Origin of the sequence: Pseudomonas fragi (assembly GCF_900105835.1) — a bacterium.
Taxonomy (GTDB): Bacteria; Pseudomonadota; Gammaproteobacteria; order Pseudomonadales; family Pseudomonadaceae; genus Aquipseudomonas; species Aquipseudomonas fragi.
The window spans coordinates 4244113-4265082 of sequence record NZ_LT629783.1; the positions used below are offsets into that span (position 1 = coordinate 4244113).

Here is a 20970-nt window from a genome sequence, read left to right on the forward strand (position 1 = left end):
ATCATGCCTTGAGGGCACCACTGAACCTGTGGGAGCTGGCTTGCCTGCGATGCAGACGACGTGGTCTGCATGGTAAACCGCAGCGATACCTTCGCGAGCAAGCCCGCTCCCACAGAGGGAGTGTGGCTTACAAAACCTCACGCCCCAGGGTGTCTTTCAATATGGCAAACATCCCGTCCAGATCGGCCCGCCCAGTCACCAGCGCCGGGGCAAAAATGATCGCGTCGCCGGTGGTTTTCACATGCAGCCCGGCGTCATACAGCGCCCTTTGCACCCGTGCCCCTTTGGCCCCCGGCGCATCCCCGGGCGTCAGTTGAATCCCGCTGAGCAAACCATAACCACGCAAGTCGCTGACCTGCGGCAAGCCTTGCAACCCGCTCAGGCACTCCAGAAAATACGGCGCCAGTTGCGCGCCTTTGGCGAACAAGTCCTCGTCACGGTAGATATCCAGCGAAGCCAGCGCCGCCGCACAGGCCACCGGGTGCCCGGAGTAGGTATAACCGTGGAACAGCTCCGGGCCGCCGCCCTTGCTGGCATTGATCACCGTGTCGTAGACCATCTCGTTCACTGCCACCGCACCCATCGGGATTGCCCCGTTGGTCAGGGCCTTGGCCATGGTGATGAGGTCCGGCTTCACATCAAAGCTCTGCGCTGCAAAGGCCTGGCCGGTGCGGCCAAAACCGGTGATGACTTCATCGAACACCAGCAAGATCCCGTGTTTGTCACAGATATCACGCAGGCGCTTGAGGTAACCCGCCGGCGGCACATAAACGCCGATGGAGCCGGCAATCGGCTCCACAAAACAGGCGGCAATGCTGTCGCCGCCGTGCATGGCGATGATCCGTTCAAGGTCGCTGGCCAGGTCAGCGCCCTGTTGCGGTTCGCCCAACTGGTAGCGCTGGTCTTCCTGCCAGGTGTGACGCATATGGCTGACGTGGGGCAGGCCGCCGGTGGCGAAGGCCTGGCGGTTGCGCATCATTCCCGACAGCGCCACGCCGCCAAAATTGACCCCATGATAGGCCCACTCCCGGGACACAAATCGGGTGCGCTGGGCTTCACCGCGGGCACGGTGATAGGCCAGGGCAATCTTCATCGCGCTGTCCACCGACTCGGAGCCGGAGTTGGTGAAAAACAGCTTGTTCAGCCCCTCGGGCAGCAGTTCGCTCAAACGCTCGGCCAACTCGAAGGACAACGGCGAGGCGCGCTGGAAGTGCGGGGTGAAATCCAGGGTCAGCAATTGCTTGCACACCGCTTCGGCGATCTCGGTACGGCCATGCCCGGCGGCGCTGCAGAACAGCCCGGAGCTGCCATCGAGCAACTCGCGGCCTTCAGCATTCCAGTAGCGCACGCCCTCGGCGCGGACGAACAACTGCGGTGCGCGCTGGAACTCGCGGTTGTCGGTGAAAGGCATCCATTGGTGGTTCAGATTCGTCGCCATGCGTGTCACTCCTGAGGCTCGGCCCGGTGCGGCCAGTTGCTCGCAGACTAGTCACGACCGGGGCCGATCCTTAGCTCCAGATGGGGTTTTCGATAGGGCCAGTTCTGGCCCCATCGAAAGCCCAGGCTGGATCTAAGTGCCGGGGTGTGCGGCTGACTACAGTGGCGCCATTGAGCACCCCGGAGCTGCGTATGAACCCTGAAGCAAGTTGGGCCCTGAGTGCGCTGTGTGTGCTGGTGGCGGCGGTGGTGCGCGGGCTCACGGGCTTCGGTTTTGCCGCGATTGCAGTGGTCGGGCTGGCGATGCTCGGGTCGTTGCAGCAGGCAGTACCCCTGGTGCTGTTTCTGGAGGTGGCGTCCAGCGTGATGCTGTTGCGCAGCGCCTGGCGCGAGGCGCATTACCCGCTGCTCAAGCGCCTGCTGCTGGCAGCCGCGTGCGGGGTGCCGTGCGGCATCTGGTTGCTGACCGGCATCGACAGCGGCGGGCTGACGGTGGGGGTGTACCTGCTGGTGGGCTTGCTGGCAATTATGGGGTTGGCGCGGATTCGCCTGCCGATGGGCGAGGGCCGCGCCGGTGCCTGGCTGGTGGGCGGCAGCAGCGGGGCGTTGATCGCCGCGTTCAGTATTGGCGGGCCGCTGGTGGTGGCATGGCTCAGCCATTGCGGGCTGCGGGCCCGGGTGCTGCGGGCGACGCTGATCATGTTCTTTTTTGCGGTCGATCTTGCGGCGCTGGCCGGGCTGGCGGCGGCCTCGGCCATCCCCTCCGGCACCGGCTGGCAAGCCTTGCTGATGCTGCCTGCATTGTTGCTGGGCTTGTGGCTTGGGCAACAATTGTTCGTGCGTATTCAGGCCGAACAGGCCGCCCGTTTTACCCAATGGCTATTACTGGTGCTGGCAGGCGTTGGCCTGTTGGGCCGGGCGTGGCCCTGATCAATCCCGAGGAGCTGTTTATGATGCCGACTGTTTTTATCACCGGTGCCACGTCCGGTTTTGGCGAAGCCTGTGCCCGCCGTTTTGCCGCTGCTGGCTGGTCGCTGGTGCTCACCGGGCGCCGGGCCGAGCGCCTGCATGCGCTGGCCGATGAACTGTGCGCTCAGGCCAGAATCTTGCCGCTGGTAGTGGACGTACGTGACCGCGTTGCGATGGAGCAGGCCATTGAACAACTGCCTGCAGAGTTCAGCACCCTGCGCGGGTTAATCAACAATGCCGGGCTGGCCCTGGGGACCACGCCAGCCCCCGAGTGCTCGCTGGATGACTGGGAGACCATGGTGGATACCAATATCAAGGGCCTGCTGTACAGCACGCGCTTGCTATTGCCACGGCTGATCGCCCACGGCGCCGGGGCGGGCATCGTCAACCTGGGGTCGATTGCGGGCAACTGGCCGTATCCCGGCAGCCATGTGTATGGCGCGAGCAAAGCCTTTGTCCGGCAGTTCTCATTGAACCTGCGCTGTGACCTGCAGGGCACCGGGGTACGCGTCACCAACCTTGAGCCGGGCCTGTGCGAGAGCGAGTTTTCGCTGGTGCGCTTTGCCGGGGACAAGGCCAGATACGACTCGGTCTACGCCGGCGCCCAGGCGATTCAGCCGGCGGATATTGCCGAGACAATCTTCTGGATTCTCAACCAGCCGGCGCACATCAATATCAACAGCCTTGAGTTGATGCCCGTGAGCCAGTCGTGGAGCAACTTTGCGATTGAGCGGGCTTGAGCCCGGCTTTCCAGGGCGTGTACTCGACGCGATGGAAGGCGCTGGTCATGCCCTGGGTATTAGCTACAAAGCCCGGCATGGTACTCATGTCCAGCTGCTTGCAGCGCTGGACCAGGCCGGCAAGCAAGGCATCGTCCTGCCTGAATTCGGACGGGCGCAAAGAATGCGGGTCCAGGCTGGCGGCACACTCGCGCACCTGCCCGGTGCTGTCGGTCATCATCATCAGCGTGGCGACACCGATGCTGTCGATGGGCAACGGGGCGAGCAGTTGGGTGAACAGAAAATCGTTTTGCGCCTTGTCGTGCAATGCGGCTTCGCGGCGTGCGCGGGTGTCCGGGGAAAGCGCCACCAAGGGGTAAACCAGAACTGGCGCCACGACCCTTGCGGTTTTGGTCTCGGGGTCGATCAGCGACGAGGGCAGCTCGGGGAACACCGCTGTCCAGCAGATCGAGCGCAGATCCTCGGCCAGCTTGCGGTTGTAGGGGTAGATCCGGGCATCCACTTTCTTGTTGGGCAGCGTGCCACAGCCAATGATGCGGTTCTTGTCATCAAGGGTCAGCATCAGGTTGAAACTGCCGTCGCGGCCCTGGGTATTGGCCAGATCGCCTTCGCGGGCCAGTACCCTGCTGATCAGCTTTTCATACACATCGCGTTGTAGCGCCTGGTCCTTTTCCTGTGCCGCAGTGAGTTTGGGCGAGCGGTAGGAATCATGGCCGCCAGACTGGCAGCCGGCGAGTAGCAGCGCGGAAAAAGCGAAGGTGAATGAGCGTATGAACATGACAATCCTTGTACAAGAGACAGGCCCGTTGCAGTCCTGAGGGCGTTTTGGCGGCGGGGAGTTTATCGTATTTAACGGGGTTGTTGCAGATGGGTTTTATTCGCGTTTGCGAGGCGTAGCACCCGTTAGACCGCGCAGCTACCATCGCGAGCAAGCCCGCTCCCACAGGAGAGGATGTGGGAGCGGGCTTGCTCGCGATTTGTATTACTCAAAAATCAGCCTTGAGCGACATCACAAAGTTGCGCGGTTCACCGTAGAAGTTGCCGAACCCTTCGGTGCCAACGGTGGCGTAGTAGCGTTTGTCGAACAGGTTGTTGCCGTTCAGGGCCACCGACCAGGTGTCGTCGATTCGGTAGCCAATCCGGCCGTTCCAGATGGCGTAACCCGCCTGGGTAATGTCGTTGCCGCTGATGGGTGAAACCCGGTAGTTGCTGCTTTGTGCATTGACCCCGGCGCCGATCGTGACCCGTTCCAGAGCACCGCTCAGGGCGTAATCACCCCATACGCGCAGCAGATGGCGCGGCACATAGGAGTTGTAGGCCAGCCCGTCCTGGGCTGCATCGGCGTCTTCCAGAACCTTGGTCTGGGTATAGGTATAACCGGCCAGCAATTGCAGGCGCTCGATCACTTCACCGCTGACCTCGGCTTCAAAACCCTGGGCGCGAACCTTGCCGGAGTTCAGCGAGCAGCCACCGTCCGGGCACAGCGGGTCGGTCTGGGCCGCGTCTTTCTGGACAGTGCGGAACAGGTTGAATGAACTGTTGAGCCGACCGTTGAACCACTCGCCCTTGATCCCCAGCTCGTAGCTTTGCCCGATCAGCGGCTTGAGGGTCGCGCCGCTGATGGTTCGATAGCCGCCCTGGGGGGTGAAGATATCGGTGTAGCTGGCATAGGTGGTCAGGTTGTCGTTGAGGTCGAACAACAAGGCGGCAAACGGCGTGACTTGCCCGCTCTCTTTGGCCTCGGAGTACACCGGGGTGCCTTCGCCGCGCCAGTAGGAGATGGCGTCGTTGGTCGATGAGTACCAGCTGACCCGGCTGCCCAGCACGAAGGTCAGCGGATCAGCCAGTTTCAAGCGGGCCAGGGAGTAGGCGCCGTACTGCTTGACGTGGATGTCCACCGGGCCGCCCCGTGAGGCATTGGCCAGGTAGTAGCTTTCATCGGGGCGCGGCAGGTTGTGGTTGGGGTTCAACACATTTTGACGATCTGCCAGCGCGGCCACGGCGTAGAAGTCATCCTTGTGCGAGCGGCTGGCGTTGGCACCCACGATCAGTTCGTGCTGCTGGCCAAAGGCGTCGAATTTACCGTCTACATAGGCATCGAAGCCGTAGTCGGTCTGGTTGTAGTCATAGATGCTGCCGAGCATCAGGGTGTTGCTGCTGGTTGCGCCCACGGGTACCGCGCCGCTGGGGAAGGCGTACTCCATGTCCTGGGTATTTTTTGAATAGACCCCGGCCACCTTCAGTGCCCAGTCGTCATTGATTTGCTGCTTGAGGTCCGCGAACCAGGTGGTGCGCTTGCTGCGCTGGTTGTTCCACGAGGTGTTCAGGCAGGTGGAGCGCTTGAGTTTCAGGTCGCTGCCATCGGCATAGCGCGGCAGGCCGCCCCAGCAGGGTGTGGCGTCGACGTCTTCATAGGCCAGGCCCAGCCCCAGGGTGGTGTCGGGGCTGAGGTCGAAGTCCAGTGCGCCGTAGTAGACCTGATCCTTGCGGGCGGCAACGTCATAGAAATACTGGCGGGTTTGTTGGGTCACGACCGCCCGGCCACGCAGGGTGCCGGCTTCGTTCAGCGGGCCGCCGGTATCGACTTGCCCGCGGTAGTTGTCCCAGGTGCCGGCCGACAGCGCCAGTTGTGTGTGCGGGGTGGCTTCGCCGCGCTTGCGCACAAAATTCACCCCGCCTGCCGTGCCGCCGGCGCCTTTCATCATCCCGGCTGCGCCGCGCAGAACTTCGACGCGGTCATAGATCGCCATATCGCTGTTGAAGCTGTCGGCCTGTACATAGCTGCTGCCGATGTCCAGTGGCACGCCGTCGTACTGGTACTGGCCGCTCATGCGAAAGCCGCGGGAGTAGAAGTATTTGCCGCCCATGGGCGAGTCGTAGACGGTGATCCCCGGGGTTTTTTCCATCACCTGTTCAATGGTGTTGAGGTTCTGGTCGTCGAGCATTTTTCGGGTGATGACGGTGACCGATTGCGGGGTGTCTTTGAGCGTGTGGGCACCCTTGCCGATGGTGACGGCTTGCGCAGTGTAGGAACCCGAGCCTTCGGTAGTGGCGTCGAGGCTGCGCTCGGTGACGTTGGTGACGCCCAGTTGCAGCGCAGCGCCGGTTTGCGGGGCCGGCTCAACGCTGAAATTGCCTTGTCCGGTGATGCGCAATTGCAGGCCGCTGCCGCGCAAAGCCGTGTCCATCGCCTGTTCCGCGGACATCAGGCCGATCACCGCCGGGGCTTGCTTGCCCTGCACCAGCACGGGCTCCAGCGAGACAATCCGGCCGCTCTGGCTGGCAATGGCATTCAGGCTGTTGGCCAGCGGGCCGGCGGGCAGGTTGAAGCTTATATCCTGGGCCAGGGCAGGGCTGGCCAGGGTTGCCAGGGCAACGGCGACGCTAAGGGTGTGGGGCCACGGGTTGAGCACAGCATTCTCCTGATCGTGTGGAAGTCTCAGGAGATAGGTGGGCCGAGATCTGAAAACCGGACACGAATGCGATCAATTATCAAAAAAACTTTTCACCGGGGGCTTATGCGGGCCGAATGATGGTGAGCCATGGGCTGTAGTGATCCACACGAATGGGCAGCGTTTCGGCCAGTGCCGTGAAGGCGCGCTCAGGGTTGTCCAGTGGGTATACGCCCTGTACCCGCAGACCGCGCACCTCGGGGGCCACGCGGACAAAACCGCGGGTATAGGGGCGCAGGGCCGCGACGACGTCTTCCAGCGGGTCATCCAGCACGTTGAGCCTGGCCCGCAGCCAGTCGGCACGATAGCGCTGGTCGCCGCTCATGGGCACGATGCTGCGCGGGTAGAGCATGGCCGCCTGACCTTCTTGCAGGTCGAGGGTCAGGCCGCTGAACAACCGGGCCTGGACGCTGTGCTGCAGCACCACCAGCCGGGTTGCCTGCTCCTGTTGGGCGACCAGAAAGCGCGTGCCCAGGGCACTGATTTCACCTTCGGCACTGCGCACCCGTAACGGGCGCTCGGGGTCGGGTGCCACCTTGATCACCAGTTCGCCGTGGCGCAGGATCACCAGCCGTTGCCGCGCAGTGAAGTGCAGGTCAACGGCGCTGCTGGCGTTCAGGCTCAGGCGGCTGCCATCGGCCAGGTTGAAGTCCTGGCGCTGGCCGCGACCGGTGGACAGGTCCGCCAGCAGCGAGTCACCCAGCGGAGTGCTGGCGCCCAGCCATAAACCACCGCCGAGCAGGCCCAGGCCGGTGATTGCGCGCAGTGCGTCGCGGCGTGATGCCGAGGGTTGCAAGAGCAGTTGGCGGGCTTCCCCTGCCTGGCCCGGGAGGCGTTGCTCCAGCGTGCGCAGTGTGTTGAAGGAGCCGCCCAGGCGCCTGTGCAATTGTTCCCAGGCCTGGGCATGGGCCGGGTCCTTGGCCAGCCACAGGTTGAACCGTTCTTGCAGCGCGGCATCGGGCGTAGCGGCGCGCAGCTTGACCATCCAGTCGATGGTCTGCTCGCTCAAGGGGTCCAGACGTTGTTTGCTCACAGGCTGGCCTCGCTCAGGTAGCACTGGCGCAAAGCCTGTTTCATATAACGGCTGACGGTGCGTTCCGACAGCCCCAGCTTTTGCGCGATGGCCACATAGCTCAGGCCATCGAGCTGGCTGTAGAGGAAGGTGGCCTTGACGATCATCGGCAAGCCGTCGATGGCGCGGTCGATGGCCACCAGGGCCTCGATCAGTTGCAGTTGTTCCTCGGGGGACGGCGCTACGGCCTCGGGCAACAAGGCCAGACGATCCAGGTAGGCGGTCTCCAGCTTGCGCCGGCGATGGCGGTCGAACATCAGGCGCCGGGCAATGGTGGACAGGTAGGCACGAGGTTGCTCGATGCTGTCCGGGTCGACCCGTGCCGCCAGCATCTGGCAAAAGGTATCGGCGGCGGTGTCCTCTGCATCTGCGTGATTGCGCAGACGACGCTGAATATGTTGCAGCAACCAGCGGTGATGGTGGCTGAAAAAGAAGCCCAGCTTGTGAGTCGGGAGAGAGGGCACCGGTCGAGCTTCCAGATGTGAGTGCGAATCGTTCCCAATGGTATCGGCAAGATGATGGCCACTGCAATCCCGGTGCGTAAATCCCTTCGCCAGCTGCTACGCAGGGAGGGGCTTTATCAATAGGCAAACACCTTGCGGTGCTTCTCTACAAAGTCCTCCCAGCTCACCGGCTGGCGCCCTGTGATCTGGCTGAAGTTGTCGAACGTCTCTTCCACGCCGGGGATCTGCCGTGCAGCCATGCGGGTGAAGTTGTCATGTACGCAGTTCATGTAAGCCATTTCTGCACCAGCCGCGCGCATATTCTCCACAAACACGTCAGGTGACTGTGCGTCATAACGAAATGGCTGGCCCAGCACCCGGCTCATGATCGCGGCGATATCGCCATAGGACTGCACATCGTAGCCCAGCCGATAGGTCTGGCCGGCGTGCCTGTCCGGGTGCAGCAATGCTTGCGCAGCCACCCGGGCAACGTCTTCACCGTCGACCCAGCTGAACCGCGCATCGCCGGTGTACTGCTCGATCACTCCGTTGATGACTGCCCGGGTGCCATCGTAGCTGAGCAGGTTTTGCATAAAACACTCCGGGCGCAAATGGGTAAACGAGAACCCCGACCACTCGATGTAGCGCTCCACAAACTGGTGCCAGGCCCAGTGGCCGATGGTGGTGTCGTCCCGCCCGCACGCACCGAGATGCACCATGTGCTGCACGCCGGATTTTTTCGCCTGGTCGATAAATGCCTTGCTCTGGCGCAGCATGTCCACGGTGTAGCCGGTGACCAGCAGGGCGCGGTCGATGCCCTCCAGCGCCGGGGCCAGGGTGTGTTCCTGGTCGAAGTCCATGATCACGGTACGAATGCCCTGTGCTGCAAAGGGCTGCGCCTTGGCGTGGGAGCGCACGGCCGCGACCAGCGTAATGCTCTGGTCGGCTTGCAGGTTGCGCAGGGTGTCGCCGCCGATCTGGCCGGTGGCGCCGGTGATTAAAACGGTGGGTTTGTGCGAAGTCATAAATACGCCTGATGCTTGAGTAAGTTCTTGGTGTAAAAGCTTACTGGGGAACTGATGGCGTATTTACGATGCCTTTTACCTAATAAGATGAACTGAATTCACTAATGAGGGCCGTGCATGTTCGCTTCCGAGCGCCTGAAAGGGATCGATGTATTTGTCTGTGTCGCCGACTCGGGCAGCTTCAGGGCTGCTGCCGAGCGCCTGAACCTGACGGCTTCGGCGATCAGCAAGGGTATCGCCCGGCTGGAAGACAGGCTTGGGGTGCGCTTGTTCCAGCGCACCACGCGGCGCCTGGCATTGACTGATGCCGGTGCGGCTTTTTACCGGACCTGCACTGGGGTTCTGGCCGAACTGGAAGAGGCCGAGCTGGCCATGCAGGCCGACAATGCCGAGCCGCAGGGCAGGCTCCGCATTGATTTGCCAGCGGCCTTCGGGCGTTTGCAGGCGTTGCCGGTGATTTTGCAGTTTGTGCAGAAACACGCGCTGCTGCTGCCGCATATTTCCTTCTCCGACCGCTTTATCGATCCGGTCGAAGAGGGCGTGGATATCGTCGTGCGGGTTGGTGGGCCGGATATCTGGCCTGCGGCGCTGGAGCATCGCTTTCTGGGGCGCGAGCGGCATGTGTTCTGTGCTGCGCCGGCTTATCTGAACATTTACGGCACGCCTGTGACCGACCGCGATCTGGAGCATCACCAGTGTGTGGCCTATGGGCGGGCCGACGGCACCGTCAGCCCCTGGAACTTCGCGGGCAGCCGCCCTGGAGAGATCGAGCGCCGGGTAATGCCCGCCAGGTACATCGTGGGTGATGGGGAAGGGCAAGTGATGACAGTGCTGGCGGGGTGCGGCATCGCCCAACTGCCCACCTGGCTGATCAAGCAGCATCTGGCTGATGGTTCACTTGTGCAGGTGTTGCCACATCTGGCGAGCGAGGGGCTGGCGATCAACCTGGTGTGGCCAAAAAGCCGCAAGTCCCTGCCCAAGGTCAGCGCCTTGCTCGATGCCCTGACAGTCGGGTTGATGCCGTTGGCGGATTAATTTGCGGGTTGCACTCGACCTGTGGGAGCGGGCTTGCTCGCGATTGGATCACTGCGGTTTTACAGTGACAGCGCATCGCCTGCATCGCAGGCAAGCCAGCCCCCACACGTTTTTATGCAGCCTCACAACGGCAGCATGCGGTCCTGAATAACCCGCTTCATCACCAGTGTGGAGGTCAGGCGTTGCACGTTGGGCAATGAGGTCAGGCGTTCATCGTAGAGCTGCTGGAAGGCCGGCAGGTCGGCGGCGACCACATGCAGCAGGTAGTCGGGGTCGCCGAATAGCCTTTGTGCGTCGACGATTTGCGAGGTCTCGATCACGGCCGCTTCAAAGTCGGCAATGGCCTGGCGCGTCACTTCGCGCAGGGTGACAAACACCATCGCGGAAAAGTTAAGCCCCAGCTCACTCGGCGCCAGCAGGGCGCGATAGCCAAGGATCACGCCGGAGTCTTCCAGCGCCCGCACGCGCCGATGGCAAGGGGAGAGGCTCAAGCCCACCCGATCTGCCAGCTCAGTGAGCGAAAGTCGGCCATCGGCTTGCAGTTGCGCAAGAATATTTCTGTCAATGCGATCCATATGGAAGAACCTTCCTTGGCTGTGGCTTTTTATTAGGATAAACGAAAGATAATCCTGGAGGCATTTGCTTATTCTTCTTTTGCCCGCTGACGCCTTTCCAGGTGGCGGCGGCGAGGGGCTTGTGGCCCATCTCTCATTCTTAAAGTTGCAGCGTAGAAAGGAAATGTCCCGTGACTCTCAGCGTCCTGGCCGCGTTTTGGGCGGTATCGTTCTTGTTTATCATCACCCCCGGCGCAGACTGGGCCTATGCGATTTCTGCGGGCATGCGCGGCCGGCTGGTGACGCCGGCGGTGGCGGGCATGCTCTCGGGGCATTTGCTGGCAACGGTGATTGTGGCGGCAGGCGTAGGCGGGCTGGTGGCGCGTAACCCGATGATCCTCAGCGTGCTGACGGTTGCGGGGGCGCTGTATTTGCTCTGGCTGGGGGTGTGCATGCTCAGGGATCCCGCAACGCCGCAGTCCGGGCAGGGGCAGGCATCTGATTCATGGTCGCGCTGGGCGTGGAAGGGGTTGTGTGTCAGCGGCCTGAATCCCAAGGTGTTGTTATTGTTTCTTGCGCTTTTGCCGCAGTTCACCGACCCGCTGTCGAACTGGTCGATACCGACACAGATCATTGCCCTGGGCGGGCTGCATGCAGTGAGTTGCGCGCTGGTGTATCTGGCGGTCGGCTTCAGTGCCCATGCCGTATTGCGCACCAGGCCAGGGGCGGCGAAAAACGTCAGCCGGGTATCGGGGGCGATAATGATCCTGATTGCGGTGGTGCTGCTGGCGGAGCAGGCCTACAGTTGAGGCTTGGCCAACAACGTGAGGATGAGACTGTGGCAGCGACCGGGAAGGATGAGCAGGTAACACCGCAAGCGGTCATCGAGTTCTGGAAACAGGCGGGCCCCAAGCATTGGTTCGCCAAGGATAAAGCCTTCGATACCTTGTTTCGCGACACCTTTTACAGCGCCCATTTCCTGGCCGCCAGTCGCCAGCTGGAGCACTGGCTGGCACAACCGGAAGGTGCCCTGGCATTGCTGTTGCTGCTGGACCAGTACCCGCGCAATGCCTTCCGTGGAACTGCACATATGTTTGCCACCGACTCCCTGGCGCGCTTTTATGCCCGGCACATGATCGATGGCAGCATGGACAAGGCGCTTGAGGCCGACTTGCGGCTGTTTTGTTATTTGCCGTTCGAGCATTCCGAAGACGCTGCCGACCAGCAACTGTCGTTGCAACTGCATCACAGCCTTGGTCCGCAAGCGAGCGTATGGGCACAAGAGCACGCCGAGATCATCCAGCGATTTGGGCGCTTTCCCCATCGCAATGAGGTGCTGGGGCGCGAGACCACTGAGCAGGAGCGCATGTTTCTGGATCAAGGTGGATTTGCGGGTTAAAGCCGTGTCTTGACCATCAGCAAGGTGCTACTGCAGATGAGCAGGCATAATTGCCGCCTGAGCCTGAACACCCTCACCTGATGGAGTTGCCGATGAAGTCCCCAGCCTTGTTGACCCTGAGCCTGTGTGCCGCGCTGCTGAGTAACAGTGCGATAGCCGCGGGGGATGCTGAAGCGGGGGGCAAGCTGTTCACTAAAACCTGTGGCGGTTGCCACAGCATCGGGGTTAACGCGCGCAATGGTTTTGGCCCGCAGCTCAATGGTGTGATCGGACGCCAGGCGGGCACCAGCGAGGGCTACCTGTACTCCGACGCCATGAAAAATTCAGGCGTGGTGTGGACCAGGGAAAAACTCGCCGCCTACATTGAGGCCCCGAAAAAAGTGGTGAGCGGCACGCGGATGATCTTCTGGGGCATCAGCGACCAGGAGAAGATCGACAACCTGCTGGCCTATATCGAGTCCGTTCAGGGGCAGTGATTACTGCACGTCCTTGAGGTAATCCTTGAGTGTCAGCAGTGCCGGGTGCATTTGTTCCAGGGTGTGGGCATTGCGTACATCACCGGACAGCTTCTGCAGCTCGCGGCCCATCGGGCTCTGCTCGCCCCCCAGGGCTGCCAGCGCCAGCGCCAGGCAGCGCTCGATTTTACCCTGGATGGCCGCGATATCGCCCTTGCGCACGTCGAAGGCAAAAACATCGCGCTGATAGTCGCTCATGGCCGGATCGTCGCGCAAAATCGGGCTCGAGCCTTCGCGCTCATACGCCAGCTTGAGTGCATAAAGGGCGACTGTTTCCAGTGGCAATTCCATCTTCAGGTTCCTCTTTTATATCGGGCACTGCATAAGCGGCGTGCAGGGTGCGGCGATTGTACTGGCACTGGGGCAGGCAGGATACAGGCGGCGGAGTAATGGCTGAGTTGCAGGGCTTACAACAGCTGGGGTTTTTAAATCGACTGTTTGATCAATAATATTTAAGAGGCGGGGGCGAGTTGGCGGATCGGCATAAGCCACGGGAAAGCCGTTTAAATGGTTCTAAGAATATTTGGTTAGTACACGCCTTGGTGATGTATTTATTGAAGTTGTGTAAAGGGCGAAGGCGGAATTGAACAGCCAGTTAGAGCGGCTGGTGACGGAGTGGCCGAGGTGGCTTAGTTGTGGGTTAACAGGGGTGGCGAAGCGTGCGATAAACGGCATTATTTTTTTTATTCCATTCAAAAGCATGGGTTGCAAGGTGGGCGCGAATTTTTATCAATGCATATGCGTGCTTTTAACTGTCAGTTATGACAGTTTTTCAACAGTGGGAAATTGCAAGTCCGCCTGCCTGGCGTCCGTAGGCGTCGAGGAAGTGGGTAAGTTGCTGCTAAAATTAGTTTTAACAATATTATTAAAATCAGCGTCTCGGATGTAAGATGAACAGTCCGGTTATTATGCTGGAAGAGCAGTTGGGCGATATACATTCGAGTCAGATTGCTTACAAGCTAACTGTGCGCAATGCCAGTGCGGAACCCCTGTTGATAATGGCGCTGCAGCCCCATGTGCCTAAAGGTGCGCAACTAATGGATGTGTCGGACAGCGAGTCGGAGACGGGAAACTCTACCCGGTCAGCATTGATTGTTGAACTTAATAACTTGCTCAATGATTTTTTATGGATGGAGCTGCAGGCATTCAGGAAAGACTTTATTGCCGCCCAAGTGGACAGCTACAGGTCGATCTTCAAGTTCAAGGGGGTACTCAAGGCCTATCTGTATATTGCCAATCGGCGGGACGTTTTTGAAAGACATGTGAGAGTGAATATTACCAGTTTTCGCTATGAAATAGCCTCGGGAGACGATGCGCGTCGCGCCTACTCAACCTGGCTGGATGAAAGCGATAGTTCTTTTGCCGGGCCGCATCATGATCAACAAGGCATCAGAGTCTTGTTCAAGGCGAAGCTTGCACAACTGGAGGCGGTCGAGGCCAGGCTATTGGAAATCGTGAGGGAGGGCTCTGACCTCACGTTTATCGAGCCTGAAACCTCTTTTTCGGCAACTTATGTAATGCGGTTTGACAGGGCCCTGCTGGAGCCAAGGAAATACCAGGTGGGTTTTGATGTTCGCTACAAGTTGGCGGGAGCAAAGGTGCCAAAATCGGCCTCCGTGGCCACCAATATACAAATCACCCCCTCGCCGTTGAGCCTGTCGATTGTTGCCATAGTGGCCGCGATACTTGGGGCGACGCTGCGCGGTTCACTGGAGGGGGACGTCAACAAGTTCGAGGAGATCATAAAGTCGGCAACCACGGGGCAAATCATTGTTGGCCCGATCGTCGCGTTGGTGTTCTTCAACATCTACGAGCACACCAGGTTGGGCAAGGAGTTGAATTTTTCTATCAGTTGGAGGAGTGCGCTGTTTGTCGGGGCGCTTTGCGGCCTGGCACAGGATCGGGTGATCGCGGCACTGACAGCGTTGATTGGTGGATGAGGGGGTAATCGACAGGCACAAAAAAACCGGCGCCAGGGCCGGTTTTTTTGTGTGTTCAAGGTGCATTGAGCGGCACCTTGAATCTATGTTTGGTGCCCCGAGGGAGAATCGAACTCCCACTTCTTTCGAAAACGGATTTTGAATCCGCCGCGTCTACCAATTCCGCCATCAGGGCTCAATGGCGGCGAAGTATAGAGATGAGGTTTAGGTCGGTCAACAACTTATTGGTCTATTTTTGCCAAGTCCGTTAAACTCCCCGGCCCTGCTAGACGAAACCTATCATGCGCGTTGCTGACTTTACTTTCGAGCTCCCTGATTCACTCATCGCACGCCATCCTTTGGCGGAGCGCCGCAACAGTCGCCTGCTGACCCTGGATGGGGAGAGCGGCGTACTGGCACATCGTCAATTTACTGATTTGCTTGAACATTTGCGTCCAGGCGACTTGATGGTGTTTAACAATACCCGGGTGATTCCAGCCCGTCTGTTTGGCCAGAAGGCCTCGGGCGGCAAGCTGGAAATTCTGGTTGAGCGGGTGCTCGACAGTCACCGTGTGCTGGCCCATGTGCGCTCCAGCAAGTCGCCAAAACCAGGGTCGAAGATCCTGATTGATGGCGGTGGCGAAGCCCAGATGCTGGCGCGTCACGATGCGTTGTTCGAGCTGGGCTTTGCCGAAGAGGTGTTGCCGCTGCTCGACCGTGTCGGGCATATGCCGCTGCCTCCTTATATTGATCGCCCGGACGAAGGTTCGGACCGCGAGCGCTATCAAACGGTCTACGCCCAGCGCCTTGGCGCCGTGGCGGCACCGACCGCCGGGCTGCATTTCGATGAGCCGCTGATGCAGGCCATCGCCGCCAAAGGCGTCGAGACCGCATTCGTGACCCTGCATGTGGGCGCAGGTACGTTCCAGCCAGTGCGGGTCGAGCGTCTTGAAGATCACCATATGCACACCGAATGGCTGGAAGTGGGCCAGGATGTGGTCGATGCCGTGGCCTCGTGCCGTGCCCGAGGCGGGCGGGTAATCGCCGTGGGCACCACCAGCGTGCGTTCGCTGGAGAGTGCCGCGCGTGATGGCGTGCTCAAGCCGTTCAGTGGCGATACCGATATCTTTATTTTCCCCGGTCGACCCTTTCATGTGGTCGACGCGCTGGTAACCAATTTCCATCTGCCGGAATCCACGCTGCTGATGCTGGTTTCGGCGTTCGCCGGTTATCCCGAAACCATGGCGGCCTACAAGGCTGCGGTTGAGCATGGGTACCGCTTCTTTAGTTACGGTGATGCAATGTTCATCACCCGCAATCCTGCGCCGACGGCTCCTGCCCCGGCCCCAGAGGATCAAGCATGAGCAACTGTCGTATGTCCTTCGAGCTGCTGGCCACTGATGGCAAGGCTCGTCGCGGTCGCCTGACCTTCCCCCGTGGTGTGGTTGAAACCCCTGCGTTCATGCCGGTCGGTACCTACGGTACGGTCAAGGGCATGCTGCCGCGTGATATCGAAGCCATCGGCGCGCAGATGATTCTGGGCAACACTTTCCACCTGTGGCTGCGCCCGGGCACTGAAGTGATCAAGAAGCACGGCGATCTGCACGACTTCATGAAGTGGCAAGGCCCGATCCTGACCGACTCCGGCGGTTTCCAGGTGTTCAGCCTGGGCGCCATGCGCAAGATTAAAGAAGAAGGCGTGACCTTCGCCTCGCCGGTCGATGGCGCCAAGGTGTTTATGGGCCCGGAAGAGTCGATGCAGGTCCAGCGCGACCTGGGCTCTGATGTGGTGATGATTTTCGACGAGTGCACCCCGTACCCGGCCGATGAAGACACCGCTCGTGTCTCCATGGAGCTGTCGTTGCGCTGGGCGCAGCGCTCCAAGAATGCCCACGGCGACAACACGGCGGCACTGTTCGGTATTGTTCAGGGCGGCATGCACCAGAACCTGCGCGAGCGCTCCCTCGAAGGCCTGAACAAGATCGGCTTTGATGGCCTGGCCATCGGCGGTTTGTCGGTGGGCGAGCCCAAGCACGAAATGATCAAGGTGCTGGATTACCTGCCGGCGATGATGCCCGCTGACAAACCTCGTTACCTTATGGGGGTTGGCAAGCCGGAAGATCTCGTTGAGGGTGTGCGCCGCGGTGTGGACATGTTCGATTGCGTGATGCCAACCCGCAATGCCCGCAATGGGCATCTGTTTATCGACACGGGTGTGATCAAGATCCGCAATGCGTTCCATCGCCATGATGATTCGCCGCTGGATCCGACCTGCGATTGCTACACCTGCCAGAACTTCTCCCGCGCTTATCTGCATCACCTGGACAAGTGCGGCGAAATGCTGGGTAGCATGCTCAATACCATCCATAATTTGCGCCACTATCAGGTGCTCATGGCTGGTTTGCGCGAGGCTATTCAACAGGGTACATTGGCCACCTTTGTCGACGCCTTCTATGCCAAGCGCGGGCTGCCTGTGCCGCCCTTGGACTGAGTTTCGGACCTTTAAGAAACAACATTGCAACTGGAGTGCTTAATGAGCTTTTTCATCTCTTCCGCTTTCGCGGACGCTGCTGCACCTGCCGCTGCTGGCCCTATGGGCGGCGGTTTTGAATGGATTTTCCTGGTCGGCTTCCTGGTCATCTTCTACCTGATGATCTGGCGTCCACAGGCCAAGCGCGCCAAAGAGCAGAAAGCCCTGTTGGGTAACCTGCAAAAAGGCGACGAGATCGTGACCACTGGCGGTATCGCCGGCAAAATCGTCAAGGTTTCCGATGCTTTTGTAGTCATCGAAGTGTCTGACACTGTCGAGCTGAAAATTCAGAAAGGCTCGGTTGCAGCCACGTTGCCTAAAGGCACGCTGAAAGCGATCTAAGTTTCAACTTTCAACAATCGACGGGGCGCGCAAGGCGCCCCGCGTTTTAAGCGGGCGGCGTGATTGATGCTGAACAAATACCCTCTGTGGAAATACATACTGATCCTGGCAGTGCTGGCGATCGGTTTTATTTATTCCGCTCCCAATCTGTACCCTGATGATCCGGCCATTCAAGTGTCGGGTGCGAGCACGGCCCTGCAGGTCACTCAAGCTGATCTGGATCGCGCAAGCAAGGCGCTGACGGATGCAGGCATTGCGGTAAAGGGCGCCTCTGTGGCCCAGAACGGCAAAGGTGGCCTGTTACGCCTGGTCAAGAAAGACGACCAGTTGCCAGCCAAGGATGTAGTACGCAAGGCCCTGGGCGACGACTATGTCGTAGCGCTCAACCTGGCACAGACCACGCCACAATGGTTGCGCAGTCTGGGTGCTCACCCGATGAAACTGGGTCTGGACTTGTCGGGCGGTGTGCACTTCCTGCTGGAAGTGGACATGGACAAAGCTGTCGATGCACGCATGAAAGTGTACGAGAGCGACGTCAAAAGCCTGCTGCGCAAAGAAAAAGTGCGTTATCGCAGCCTGCCGCAACTCAACGGTGCCATTCAGTTGGGCTTTACTGATGAAGCAGCCCGTGAGCAAGCGCGCAGCCTGATCCGCAAGAGCTTCAATGACTTCGACATTACCGCTGCAGACCTGAACGGTCAGCCGGTGCTGCGTCTGGCGATGACCCCGGCCAAGCTGGCGGAAATCCGTGAATATTCCATCAAGCAAAACCTGACAACCGTCCGTAACCGGGTCAACGAGTTGGGTGTTGCCGAGCCTCTGGTTCAGCGTCAGGGTGCCAACCGCATCGTGGTTGAGCTGCCAGGCGTACAAGACACCGCCGAAGCCAAGCGTATCCTGGGCAAGACGGCCAACCTTGAGTTCCGTCTGGCAGCAGAGCCGGGCGCTTCCAAAGCCACTTCCGAAACTTTCGAGTTCCGTGAAGGCAACCGTCCTTCTGCACAGATCGAGCGCGGCCTGATCATCACCGGTGACCAGGTAACCGACGCCCAGGCAGGTTTTGACGAGCACGGCCGTCCACAGGTGAACATCAAGCTTGATGGTCACGGTGGCGAGTTGATGAGCCGTTCGACCCGCAGCAACGTGGGCCGCAGCATGGCGGTAATCTTCATCGAGCAGAAGCCGGTGACGACTTACACCAAGCAAGTGGTTGACGGTGTCGAGAAGGACGTACCGGTTCAGTCGTTCAAGGAAGAGAAGAAGATCATCAGCCTGGCGACCATCCAGTCGCCGCTGGGTAGCCAGTTCCGCATTACCGGCCTCAATGGCCAGGGTGAGGCTTCCGAGCTGGCCCTGCTGTTGCGTGCCGGTGGTCTGGCCGCGCCAATGTACTTCGCTGAAGAGCGCACCATTGGTCCGAGCCTGGGTGCTGACAACATCACCAAGGGTATCGATGCTTCCTTGTGGGGCATGCTGTTCGTGTCGATCTTCATCATCGCCATCTACCGTTTCTTCGGTGTGATCGCGACGGTGGCACTGGCGGGCAACATGGTCTTGTTGCTGGCGCTGATGTCGGTGCTGGGTGCAACCCTGACCCTGCCGGGTATTGCCGGTATCGTGTTGACGATGGGTATGGCGGTCGATGCCAACGTACTGATCTTCTCGCGTATCCGTGAAGAGATTGCCAATGGCATGACACCGCAGCGGGCGATCAATGAAGGTTTCAACCGTGCCTTTACGGCCATTGTTGACTCCAACCTGACAACCCTGCTGGTCGGCGGGATCCTTTTCGCCATGGGTACCGGGCCGGTCAAAGGCTTCGCGGTGACCATGTCGCTGGGTATCTTTACCTCGATGTTCACGGCCATTATGGTCACCCGCGCACTGGTCAACCTGGTGTATGGCGGTCGGGACTTCAAGAAGTTGTGGATTTAAGGGGCTGCCATGTTACGTACAATCAACTTCATGGGCGTTCGCAACGTAGCGTTCGGCGTCACTGTACTGCTTACCGTGCTGGCCTTGTTCAGCATGTTCCACAAGGGCATGAACTACGGCCTGGACTTCACCGGCGGTACGCTGATCGAGCTGACCTACGAGAAGCCGGCTGACCTGACCAAGGTGCGCAATGAGCTGGTTACGGCCGGTTTCCACGATGCCGTGGTGCAGAGCTTTGGTGCGACGACCGACTTGCTGGTGCGCATGCCTGGCGATGATCCGCTGCTGGGCAACAAGGTAGCGGCTGCGCTGGGCCAGGCAGATACCAGCAACCCGGCGGTGATCAAGCGCGTCGAGTTCGTTGGCCCGCAGGTAGGTGAAGAGCTGCGCGACCAGGGCGGCCTCGGCATGCTGATGGCGCTGGGCGGCATCATGCTGTACCTGGCGTTCCGCTTTCAGTGGAAGTTTGCGGTCGGCGCGATCGTGTCCCTGGTTCACGACGTAATCGTGACGATGGGTATCCTGTCGTGGTTCCAGATTACCTTCGACCTGACGGTATTGGCGGCGGTGCTGGCGATCATCGGTTACTCGCTCAACGACACCATCGTGGTATTTGACCGGGTGCGCGAGAACTTCCGGGTGCTGCGCAAGGCCAGCCTGATCGAGAACATCAACATCTCGACCACGCAAACCCTGCTGCGCACGATGGCGACCTCGATCTCCACCTTGCTGGCCATTGCCGCACTGCTGATCTTCGGCGGCGACAACCTGTGGGGCTTCTCGATTGCACTGTTCGTGGGTGTATTGGCGGGTACCTACTCGTCGATCTACATCGCCAACGTGGTGTTGATCTGGCTGAATCTCAGTGCAGAGGATCTGATCCCGCCTGCAGCGAGCGAGAAGGAAGTCGACGACCGTCCATAACTCATAGTTATCGACAGGCTGTCACCTAAAAGGCGCGAGTTATTGAACTCGCGCCTTTTTTTATGCTCCAACTCCAGGATTGGTGTGGGACTGTTCCCACTTAAGATGGTCTGGAGGTTCACGTGAACAAGTCATTGCTGGTGGGTGCTGTACTGGGTGCTGTCGGTGTTACAGCCGGTGGTGCTTTTGCCACTTACAGCTTGGTGAAAGGCCCTGAGTCTGCGCAGGTGCTGGCCGTTGTGCCAGTTAACCAGCAGGTCAAAACGCCGCGTGAGGTGTGCAAGGACGTGACTGTGACGCGCCAGGCGCCGGTCAAGGATCAACATCAGATCGTCGGCAGCGTGATTGGCGCAGTGGCTGGCGGTTTGCTGGGTAATCAGGTGGGTGGCGGTAACGGCAAAAAGATTGCCACGGTTGCCGGTGCGGTGGGTGGCGGTTATGCCGGTAACAAGGTGCAGGAAGGCATGCAGGAGCGTGATACCTACACCACGACCCAGACGCGCTGTAACACCGTCAATGACATCAGTAGCAAGGTCGTTGGCTACGACGTGCGCTATTCGTTGAATGGCAAGGAAGGCAAGGTGCGCATGGATCATGAGCCGGGCAATGAAATTGCCGTGGACAAAGAAGGCAAGCTGATCCTGAATTAAGTTCTTGTGGGAGCGGGCTTGCCCGCGAT

The 20970-nt window shown here is 59.9% G+C and carries 21 protein-coding genes and 1 tRNA gene; 13 read left to right on the plus strand and 9 right to left on the minus strand.

Translation table 11 applies throughout. The features are described from left to right. Positions 1–127: 127 nt before the first annotated feature. On the minus strand, positions 128–1438 hold the full coding sequence (gene aptA, locus BLU25_RS19545; protein ID WP_016779576.1) for an omega-aminotransferase AptA: 1311 nt from the start codon (positions 1436–1438) through the stop codon (positions 128–130). Between the two features lie 191 nt (positions 1439–1629). On the opposite strand from aptA, the gene BLU25_RS19550 reads away from it, so the two are divergent. Both BLU25_RS19550 and BLU25_RS19555 read left to right on the plus strand, forming a co-directional pair. Further along, positions 1630–2367 carry a sulfite exporter TauE/SafE family protein gene (locus tag BLU25_RS19550; RefSeq protein ID WP_016779577.1) on the plus strand — a complete coding sequence of 246 codons (738 nt, stop codon included), beginning with the start codon at positions 1630–1632 and terminating at the stop codon, positions 2365–2367. Positions 2368–2387: 20 nt separating this feature from the next. Continuing rightward, positions 2388–3146, plus strand: coding sequence for an SDR family oxidoreductase (locus BLU25_RS19555; protein ID WP_083369873.1), 759 nt, complete (start codon positions 2388–2390; stop codon positions 3144–3146). Here BLU25_RS19555 and BLU25_RS19560 read toward each other — a convergent pair. The 5 genes from BLU25_RS19560 to BLU25_RS19580 form a co-directional block, all read right to left on the minus strand. Beyond that, complete coding sequence (locus BLU25_RS19560; protein ID WP_083369787.1) at positions 3082–3924, minus strand: hypothetical protein; 843 nt, start codon at positions 3922–3924, stop codon at positions 3082–3084. The genes BLU25_RS19555 and BLU25_RS19560 overlap by 65 nt on opposite strands. Positions 3925–4132: 208 nt before the next feature. After that, the gene (locus BLU25_RS19565) at positions 4133–6559 is read right to left on the minus strand and encodes a TonB-dependent siderophore receptor (protein ID WP_016779582.1); all 2427 of its coding nucleotides are present in this window, start codon (positions 6557–6559) and stop codon (positions 4133–4135) included. A 103-nt stretch (positions 6560–6662) separates the two neighbouring features. Continuing rightward, entirely contained in the window at positions 6663–7631 is a 969-nt protein-coding gene (locus tag BLU25_RS19570; protein WP_016779583.1) for a FecR domain-containing protein, read from the minus strand. Continuing rightward, complete coding sequence (locus BLU25_RS19575) at positions 7628–8134, minus strand: sigma-70 family RNA polymerase sigma factor (protein ID WP_083369788.1); 507 nt, start codon at positions 8132–8134, stop codon at positions 7628–7630. The genes BLU25_RS19570 and BLU25_RS19575 overlap by 4 nt, the downstream gene beginning before the upstream one ends. A gap of 116 nt (positions 8135–8250) precedes the next feature. Then, the gene (locus tag BLU25_RS19580; protein ID WP_016779586.1) at positions 8251–9138 is read right to left on the minus strand and encodes an SDR family oxidoreductase; all 888 of its coding nucleotides are present in this window, start codon (positions 9136–9138) and stop codon (positions 8251–8253) included. Positions 9139–9255: 117 nt separating this feature from the next. On the opposite strand from BLU25_RS19580, the gene BLU25_RS19585 reads away from it, so the two are divergent. Beyond that, the gene (locus BLU25_RS19585) at positions 9256–10173 is read left to right on the plus strand and encodes a LysR family transcriptional regulator (RefSeq protein WP_016779587.1); all 918 of its coding nucleotides are present in this window, start codon (positions 9256–9258) and stop codon (positions 10171–10173) included. A gap of 122 nt (positions 10174–10295) precedes the next feature. On the opposite strand, the gene BLU25_RS19590 is transcribed toward BLU25_RS19585, so the two are convergent. Then, complete coding sequence (locus BLU25_RS19590; protein ID WP_016779588.1) at positions 10296–10748, minus strand: Lrp/AsnC family transcriptional regulator; 453 nt, start codon at positions 10746–10748, stop codon at positions 10296–10298. Positions 10749–10918: 170 nt separating this feature from the next. Here BLU25_RS19590 and BLU25_RS19595 point away from each other — a divergent pair, with 170 nt between their 5' ends. The 3 genes from BLU25_RS19595 (at position 10919) to BLU25_RS19605 (ending at position 12602) form a co-directional block, all read left to right on the plus strand. Next, entirely contained in the window at positions 10919–11536 is a 618-nt protein-coding gene (locus BLU25_RS19595) for a LysE family translocator (RefSeq protein WP_016779589.1), read from the plus strand. Between the two features lie 29 nt (positions 11537–11565). Continuing rightward, positions 11566–12126 carry a DUF924 family protein gene (locus BLU25_RS19600; RefSeq protein WP_016779590.1) on the plus strand — a complete coding sequence of 187 codons (561 nt, stop codon included), beginning with the start codon at positions 11566–11568 and terminating at the stop codon, positions 12124–12126. 92 nt (positions 12127–12218) lie between these two features. After that, positions 12219–12602, plus strand: a complete 384-nt coding sequence (locus BLU25_RS19605) for a c-type cytochrome (protein ID WP_016779591.1) — start codon at positions 12219–12221, stop codon at positions 12600–12602. Here the strand turns inward: BLU25_RS19605 and BLU25_RS19610 are convergent, their stop codons facing one another. Continuing rightward, on the minus strand, positions 12603–12932 hold the full coding sequence (locus tag BLU25_RS19610) for a hypothetical protein (protein WP_016779592.1): 330 nt from the start codon (positions 12930–12932) through the stop codon (positions 12603–12605). A 599-nt stretch (positions 12933–13531) separates the two neighbouring features. Between BLU25_RS19610 and BLU25_RS19615 the strand changes: the two genes are divergently transcribed. Then, the gene (locus BLU25_RS19615; RefSeq protein WP_083369789.1) at positions 13532–14581 is read left to right on the plus strand and encodes a hypothetical protein; all 1050 of its coding nucleotides are present in this window, start codon (positions 13532–13534) and stop codon (positions 14579–14581) included. A gap of 90 nt (positions 14582–14671) precedes the next feature. Here the strand turns inward: BLU25_RS19615 and BLU25_RS19620 are convergent. Then, positions 14672–14756 (minus strand) — tRNA-Leu (locus tag BLU25_RS19620). Positions 14757–14862: 106 nt separating this feature from the next. On the opposite strand from BLU25_RS19620, the gene queA reads away from it, so the two are divergent. From queA to BLU25_RS19650, 6 genes are all read left to right on the plus strand, one after another. After that, the gene (queA, locus tag BLU25_RS19625; RefSeq protein ID WP_016779594.1) at positions 14863–15924 is read left to right on the plus strand and encodes a tRNA preQ1(34) S-adenosylmethionine ribosyltransferase-isomerase QueA; all 1062 of its coding nucleotides are present in this window, start codon (positions 14863–14865) and stop codon (positions 15922–15924) included. A gap of 11 nt (positions 15925–15935) precedes the next feature. Continuing rightward, positions 15936–17051 carry a tRNA guanosine(34) transglycosylase Tgt gene (gene tgt, locus BLU25_RS19630; RefSeq protein ID WP_083369874.1) on the plus strand — a complete coding sequence of 372 codons (1116 nt, stop codon included), beginning with the start codon at positions 15936–15938 and terminating at the stop codon, positions 17049–17051. A gap of 42 nt (positions 17052–17093) precedes the next feature. Beyond that, complete coding sequence (gene yajC / locus BLU25_RS19635; RefSeq protein WP_003443398.1) at positions 17094–17432, plus strand: preprotein translocase subunit YajC; 339 nt, start codon at positions 17094–17096, stop codon at positions 17430–17432. Positions 17433–17498: 66 nt separating this feature from the next. Further along, on the plus strand, positions 17499–19367 hold the full coding sequence (gene secD / locus BLU25_RS19640; RefSeq protein WP_016779596.1) for a protein translocase subunit SecD: 1869 nt from the start codon (positions 17499–17501) through the stop codon (positions 19365–19367). Between the two features lie 9 nt (positions 19368–19376). Further along, on the plus strand, positions 19377–20291 hold the full coding sequence (gene secF, locus BLU25_RS19645; protein ID WP_016779597.1) for a protein translocase subunit SecF: 915 nt from the start codon (positions 19377–19379) through the stop codon (positions 20289–20291). Positions 20292–20413: 122 nt separating this feature from the next. Next, positions 20414–20941, plus strand: a complete 528-nt coding sequence (locus BLU25_RS19650) for a glycine zipper 2TM domain-containing protein (RefSeq protein ID WP_016779598.1) — start codon at positions 20414–20416, stop codon at positions 20939–20941. Positions 20942–20970: the final 29 nt, after the last annotated feature.

What these genes read in the sequence shown, in the direction of transcription:
- BLU25_RS19580 (WP_016779586.1), bottom strand. Translation starts at nt 9,138, where the DNA reads ATGACTTCGCACAAACCCACCGTTTTAATCACCGGCGCCACCGGCCAG.
- tgt (WP_083369874.1), top strand. Translation starts at nt 15,936, where the DNA reads ATGTCCTTCGAGCTGCTGGCCACTGATGGCAAGGCTCGTCGCGGTCGC.
- secD (WP_016779596.1), top strand. Translation starts at nt 17,499, where the DNA reads ATGCTGAACAAATACCCTCTGTGGAAATACATACTGATCCTGGCAGTG.
- BLU25_RS19585 (WP_016779587.1), top strand. Translation starts at nt 9,256, where the DNA reads ATGTTCGCTTCCGAGCGCCTGAAAGGGATCGATGTATTTGTCTGTGTC.
- BLU25_RS19615 (WP_083369789.1), top strand. Translation starts at nt 13,532, where the DNA reads ATGAACAGTCCGGTTATTATGCTGGAAGAGCAGTTGGGCGATATACAT.
- queA (WP_016779594.1), top strand. Translation starts at nt 14,863, where the DNA reads ATGCGCGTTGCTGACTTTACTTTCGAGCTCCCTGATTCACTCATCGCA.
- secF (WP_016779597.1), top strand. Translation starts at nt 19,377, where the DNA reads ATGTTACGTACAATCAACTTCATGGGCGTTCGCAACGTAGCGTTCGGC.
- aptA (WP_016779576.1), bottom strand. Translation starts at nt 1,438, where the DNA reads ATGGCGACGAATCTGAACCACCAATGGATGCCTTTCACCGACAACCGC.
- BLU25_RS19555 (WP_083369873.1), top strand. Translation starts at nt 2,388, where the DNA reads ATGATGCCGACTGTTTTTATCACCGGTGCCACGTCCGGTTTTGGCGAA.
- BLU25_RS19590 (WP_016779588.1), bottom strand. Translation starts at nt 10,748, where the DNA reads ATGGATCGCATTGACAGAAATATTCTTGCGCAACTGCAAGCCGATGGC.
- BLU25_RS19550 (WP_016779577.1), top strand. Translation starts at nt 1,630, where the DNA reads ATGAACCCTGAAGCAAGTTGGGCCCTGAGTGCGCTGTGTGTGCTGGTG.
- BLU25_RS19560 (WP_083369787.1), bottom strand. Translation starts at nt 3,924, where the DNA reads ATGTTCATACGCTCATTCACCTTCGCTTTTTCCGCGCTGCTACTCGCC.
- BLU25_RS19610 (WP_016779592.1), bottom strand. Translation starts at nt 12,932, where the DNA reads ATGGAATTGCCACTGGAAACAGTCGCCCTTTATGCACTCAAGCTGGCG.
- BLU25_RS19605 (WP_016779591.1), top strand. Translation starts at nt 12,219, where the DNA reads ATGAAGTCCCCAGCCTTGTTGACCCTGAGCCTGTGTGCCGCGCTGCTG.
- yajC (WP_003443398.1), top strand. Translation starts at nt 17,094, where the DNA reads ATGAGCTTTTTCATCTCTTCCGCTTTCGCGGACGCTGCTGCACCTGCC.